At 69.6% G+C, this 5,045-nt stretch carries 3 protein-coding genes and 2 pseudogenes; all 5 read left to right on the forward strand.

Features of this window, described 5'->3' with window-relative positions; translation table 11 throughout:
* Nucleotides 1-105: pseudogene (locus tag M1203_RS38365) on the forward strand (ATP-binding protein); the annotation flags it as partial.
* Between the two features lie 339 nt (nucleotides 106-444).
* Nucleotides 445-3,807 carry a nitrate- and nitrite sensing domain-containing protein gene (locus M1203_RS38370; protein ID WP_249954502.1) on the forward strand — a complete coding sequence of 1,121 codons (3,363 nt, stop codon included), beginning with the start codon at nucleotides 445-447 and terminating at the stop codon, nucleotides 3,805-3,807.
* Nucleotides 3,808-3,817: 10 nt separating this feature from the next.
* Nucleotides 3,818-4,231 (forward strand): roadblock/LC7 domain-containing protein, encoded by a 414-nt coding sequence (locus M1203_RS38375; protein ID WP_010984131.1) that lies wholly within the window; start codon nucleotides 3,818-3,820, stop codon nucleotides 4,229-4,231.
* A 102-nt stretch (nucleotides 4,232-4,333) separates the two neighbouring features.
* A complete protein-coding gene (locus tag M1203_RS38380; protein WP_249954503.1) occupies nucleotides 4,334-4,933 on the forward strand; it encodes a DUF742 domain-containing protein in 600 nt (199 codons plus the stop codon).
* Nucleotides 4,914-5,045, forward strand: a pseudogene (locus M1203_RS38385) (ATP/GTP-binding protein); the annotation flags it as partial. The gene M1203_RS38380 and the pseudogene M1203_RS38385, both read left to right, overlap by 20 nt.

Here is a 5,045-nt window from a genome sequence, read left to right on the forward strand (position 1 = left end):
GGCCCCGACACCCCCATCATCACCACCGACGCCCGCCACCGCGCCGACGCCAAAAGCGGACTCATCACCCTCGTCGAACACGCCCTCATGGCCCGACTCAAGTAGACGGCCGACTACGGTAGTTGACGTAGGAGATGCGTGAGGCGGGCTATGTCCTTCGACACGGCCCGCCTCCATGTTCATAACATTTCGACAGAGAATTCACGGTCCCCGGACACCCGACGCACTCATCCGGTGCCGCTGCGCTCATATCAGCCCCGCCTTTTGACGGGGCTCGTTCTTTATGCCCGTTTTATGTGAGGCTTGTACCACTCGGAATGGCTGATTCCTGCTGTTTGGAATGGGACCCTTCCCCGTGCTGGAATTCGACAACTCCCGAGTAGTACGGCCCCGAACAGAACACGGCACAAACGTAGGTGCCGACGCCGAGAGGTTGTTGGTCGAGTGAGGCGAAGCAAGACGAGCTCCGCGGAGCAGCAGGCGCGGGGCAACTTCACCCCGCCGCCGCGCGCAGCGGTGCCGCCTGCGGTCGCGACCGGCTCACCGCCGGTGGCGGGCAGCTCCAGCCGGTTCTCGCCGCGCAACTGGCGCGTGCCCACGCGACTGAACGCCATTCTGCTCGTCCCGGTGCTGGTGGGCCTCGTGATGGGCGGCTTCCAGGTCAAGGGGTCCATCGACACCTGGCAGGAAGCGCAGGACGCCGAGAAGACGGCGCTCGTCGTACGGGCCGCCTCGGAGTACGGCCGGGCGCTGCTCAATGAGCGCGACCTCACCGCGCAGCCGCTGCTGACCAACAAGCGTGACGCCCAGAGCGTCGTCCAGGCCCGCGCGGCCACGGACGCCGCGAAGAGGAAGTTCGACGTGGCGGTGCGGGACATGCCCGCGAAGCAGGGCCTGGAGCGCCGGCTCGGCCTGTTCCGCGGTGAAGAGCCCAAGCTGGAGAACATCCGGAAGACCGCGTACACCGCGGGCGTCGAGACCCCGGACAAGAACGGCGGCAACGGCGGGCCCGTGGCGACCGAGGAGGGCTATGTGCTGGTGCAGCACTCCCTCATGGAGTTCGCCAATGAACTGGGGCTCGGGACGGGCAACATCACCAGCTACGGCCGTACCGTCTACGCGATCCAGCTCGCCAGGGCCGCCGGGTCGCTCCAGCGCTCCATCGGGATGCATCTGCTGGTGAGGCCGAGCCAGAAGGACGACGTCAGGGACGGCCAGTCGATCGCGTTCTCCTCGTACGCGTATCTGGAGGACATAGCCGTCGCCGAGTACGTCTCCGGCGGCACCGCCGAGGACACCGTCAGGCTCCAGGACGTGATGAGGGAGCAGGCGGCGGCCGGGGCGCGCAAACTCGCCACCGCACAGCAGCAGGCCATGGCCGCCGGCCAGGACTTCAAGGCGCCGCCGAGCAAGGACGGTTCGGTCCTGGACGGCATGGTGGCGGCGATCGCCACCGGGGACAGCCCCGAGCAGCTCGCGGCGCGCGGTGTCACGCCCGAGACCTGGATGGCCGCCTCCACCGCCACGTTCGACGGCTACACGGAGATCGAGAAGGACCTCGTCGACAGGGCCGTCACCGAAGCGGCCCAGATCTCGGACAACGCCAGGAACGACGCCATCATCAACGGCGCCGTCGTGGTCCTCGCGCTGCTGGCGGCGTTCATCCTGGCGGGCATGATGGCCCGGCAGATGAGCCGTTCGATGCGCTCGCTGCGTACGGCCGCGTTCGGGATCGCCGAGCAGCGGCTGCCGATGCTGGTCGACCAGCTCTCCCGGGCCGAGCCCGGCCGGGTCGACACCCGGGTCCAGCCCATCCCGATCGATTCGCGCGACGAGATCGGCGAGGTCGCCCGCGCCTTCGACCAGGTCCACCGCGAGGCGGTCAGGCTCGCCGCCGAACAGGCGATGCTCCGCGGCAACGTCAACGCGATCTTCACGAACCTCTCGCGCCGCAACCAGTCGCTGATCGAGGGCCAGTTGTCCCTGATCTCCGATCTGGAGAACAACGAGGGCGACCCGGACCAGCTGGAGAACCTCTTCAAGCTGGACCATCTGGCGACCCGTATGCGGCGCAACGGTGAGAACCTGCTCGTCCTCGCGGGCGAGGAGCCGGGCCGCCGCTGGAACCAGCCGGTGCCGCTGGTGGACGTGCTCCGCGCCGCCTCCTCCGAGGTCGAGTCGTACGAGCGCATCGAGCTGTCCGGCGTACCCGAGACCGAGATCCACGGCCAGTCCGTGACCGACCTCGTGCATCTGCTGGCGGAGCTGCTGGAGAACGCCACCACGTTCTCCTCGCCGCAGACCAAGGTGCGGGTCACCGCGACCCGGCTGCCCGACGGCCGCGTGATGATCGAGATCCATGACAAGGGCATCGGCCTGACCGCCGAGGACTTCGCGGACATCAACCACAAGCTGGCCAACCCGCCGATCGTGGACGCCGCCGTCTCCCAGCGCATGGGGCTCTTCGTGGTCGGCCGGCTCTCCGACCGGCACGGTATCCGCGTCCAGTTGCGTCCCTCGGGCGAACAGGCGGGAACGACCTCGCTGGTCATGCTCCCCGACGCGATCACACACGGCGGTGGCGGCGAACCCGCCGCTCCCGACGACTTCACCGTCTCGGGGATCATCCCCGACCAGCCGGCGGCGCCGGCGGAGGAGCAGGTCTTCCCGACCGCTCCGATGCTGACCGCCGCCGAACTGGGCTTCGACGACTCCCGCTACGACGAACAGCAGCCGGCGGCGGGTGACTCCCGGGCGCTGGACCCCGTCAACCGCACGCTGCGGCGCGACGAGCGGCGGGCCGCGCTGGGCGGTGCGCAGAACGCCCCCCAGCCCCTCTACACCGACCAGGCCGACGGCCAGTACCGCGAGGAGGTCGACGGCCGGTACGCGCCCCAGCAGGCGTCGTACGACGCCGGTTTCGCGGCGCGGCCCGAGGAGAACGGGACGGCGTACCAGGGCGGCGGTTACGAGGAGTACCGCGCGCCCGACGCGTACCAGGGGCAGCAGGCTTATACGGAGGCGTCGTACCAGCCTCAGGGGAGCCCCGAGGGAACGTATGACAACGCCTTCGGCGCCCAGCCCCACCAGGAAGAGTGGCCCGCTCAGAGCGGCTACCAAGACGCGTACCAAGCCGAGTCGCGGACCGAAGCGGAATCTGCCGGGGGCGCTCCCGAGAAGGCCCGGGAACGCGTAGGCTTCGACCGTCCGGGCCCTTCTCCGAGCGCGAGCCACGCGCTGACGGATGCGGGTCTGCCGCGCCGGGGGAGCAGCCAGCAACCGCAGGAGTGGGGGCCCTCCGGTCAGCACGAAGGACCGACCGGACAGGCCGGCCAGGCCGGACAGACCAGTCAGGCCGGACAGACCGGCCGACCGGTGGGGACCCCGCCGCTCGGCGGGGGCGGCGGCCAGGGCAACGCCCGGAGCAACGGGCACGGCGAGGGCGACAGCGCGGTCAGCGATGGCGGGAGCGGCGACGGCGGCAGTGGCGGCCGGAGCGAGGCGACCGGCGCCGAGGACTGGCGTTCCGCGAACGACGACCGCTGGCAGCGGGCCGAGAAGCTGCGCGAGCCCAAGGCCGGCGGAGTCACCTCGTCCGGTCTCCCCCGCCGCGTGCCCAAGGCCAATCTGGTCGAGGGAGCGGCGGAGCAGACGCCGCAGAGCGGTACCCAGGTGTCCCGCGCCCCGGAGGACATTCGTGGCAGGTTGAGCAACCTGCGACGCGGTGTCCAGCGGGGACGCAACGCGGGAGCGGACACGAACGGACCGGGCTACGGCTCGGGCAGTACCTACAACCAGGAGCGTTAGTGTGAGCCCGATGAGCCAGGCGGCGCAGAATCTGAACTGGTTGATCACCAACTTTGTGGACAACACCCCTGGGGTGTCCCACACCGTGGTGGTCTCCGCCGACGGACTCCTGCTGGCCATGTCCGAAGGTTTCCCCCGCGACCGCGCCGATCAGCTCGCGGCCGTGGCGTCCGGTCTGACCTCGCTCACCGCGGGGGCATCCCGGATCTTCGAGGGGGGCGCCGTCAACCAGACCGTGGTGGAGATGGAGCGCGGCTTCCTCTTCCTGATGTCCATCTCGGACGGTTCCTCACTGGCCGTCCTCGCCCACCCGGAGGCCGATATCGGCCTGGTGGGTTACGAGATGGCGCTGCTGGTCGACCGCGCGGGCACGGTCCTCACCCCGGACCTCCGCGCCGAGCTCCAGGGAAGTCTGCTCAACTGACAGACAGTGCGCTGCCCGCCGCCGCACCATTAAGGTTCGGTGGCGCGGATTCCACAGGTCCGTCAACATAGGGCCCGGCGACCGGCAGTCGGAGGAGGAAACGTGGCTACACCCCCAGGCGGACATCCCTATGACGATGGCGCGCGGTCCCCGGGAGAGCATGCCCGGAACCGCTTCAACTTTCCCTCCACGCCGAGCAGTCAGGTCGGCCAGGGGGGCCAGGACGGTACGCGCCCACCACAGCGCGCACCGCGGCAACAGCCCTATCCCCCGCCCCAAGGGCCTTATGAGGAGCCGCGGCGGCCCCGCATCCAGCCGGTGCAGCCGCGGCACTCGCCCGAGCCAGAACCCATGGGCACACACAACCCGTTGGTGCGCCCGTACGCCATGACCGGCGGCCGGACCAGGCCGCGGTACCAGCTCGCCATCGAGGCGCTGGTCAGTACGACGGCCGATCCGTCCCAGCTGCACGGGCAGTTGCCCGAGCATCAGCGGATCTGCCAGCTGTGTTTCGAGATCAAATCGGTCGCCGAGATTTCGGCGCTCCTCTCCATTCCCCTCGGCGTGGCCCGGATCCTCGTAGCCGACCTGGCGGAGGCGGGACTTGTCGCCATTCATCAGCCCGGCGGCGACGAGGCCGTCGGGGGCCAGCCAGATGTGACACTGCTCGAAAGGGTGCTCAGTGGACTTCGCAAGCTCTAGCGGCGGTGCAGCCCGCTCAACCACCAGCGCGAAGATCGTGGTGGCGGGCGGCTTCGGCGTGGGCAAGACCACGTTCGTCGGCGCCGTCTCGGAGATCAACCCGCTGCGTACC

Origin of the sequence: Streptomyces sp. 35G-GA-8, from assembly GCF_023534745.1 — a bacterium.
Taxonomy (GTDB): domain Bacteria; phylum Actinomycetota; class Actinomycetes; order Streptomycetales; family Streptomycetaceae; genus Streptomyces.